Annotated in this window: 1 protein-coding gene; it reads right to left on the bottom strand. The window is 67.4% G+C overall.

The window, feature by feature from the left end:
• Nucleotides 1-645 (bottom strand): ISAzo13 family transposase (locus IU459_RS37460; protein WP_195134298.1); only part of this gene is annotated, 645 nt, incomplete at both ends.

Below are 645 nucleotides of genomic sequence, written 5' to 3'. Positions count from 1 at the left end.
GGTACTTCTTCCATGTCCAGCGGCGGGGGTCGTTGGAGCCACCGGCGTCCGCGGTGATCAGCAGCCGGGTCGCGTCCGGGTGCTGCTGCCGTCCGCAGTGCCGCCACCAGCGGCGGATGGATTCCACCGCGAATTCGGCAGTGACGTGGTCGGTTCCGACGTTAACCCAGCCGGTGTTGGTGGCGATGTCATAGATCCCATAGGGAATGACCACCGGATGATCGTCGGTGACGAAGGTGTGGCAGTCCACCTTGACCGGGCTCTTGCCCGGACGCCAGGTGCGTCCGGGACGGTCGCGGTTGCCGATCCACTCCTTGGCCTTGGTATCGACGCTGATGACCGGCTGTCCGGCGTCGAGGAGGGCGGTGGCGGTGGCGTTGATGTGTGCGAACTTCGCGTCGCGGTCTGGATGGCAGACGCCTTCGTTGGTTTTGGCGGTGCCTTGCAGACGGTATCCCTGTGCGTGCAGCAGGTGCCCGACGGTCGTGGCGCCAACCGGGTGGCCCTGGTCGGTCAGTGCCGCGGCCAAGGTGCGTAGCGACAGTGTGGTCCAGCGCAGCGGAGAAACCGGATCGCCGCGGGTGTGCGGCTCGATCAGCGCCTCCAGCGCCGGCAGCAGGCCGGTGTCGGTCACCACCAGGGGCT

This window comes from Nocardia amamiensis, from assembly GCF_015477605.1.
In the GTDB taxonomy this organism is placed as follows: Bacteria; Actinomycetota; Actinomycetes; order Mycobacteriales; family Mycobacteriaceae; genus Nocardia; species Nocardia amamiensis_A.
The sequence above is the reverse complement of the archived record's forward strand: the minus strand, read 5'-3'. Positions and strand labels throughout refer to the sequence as shown.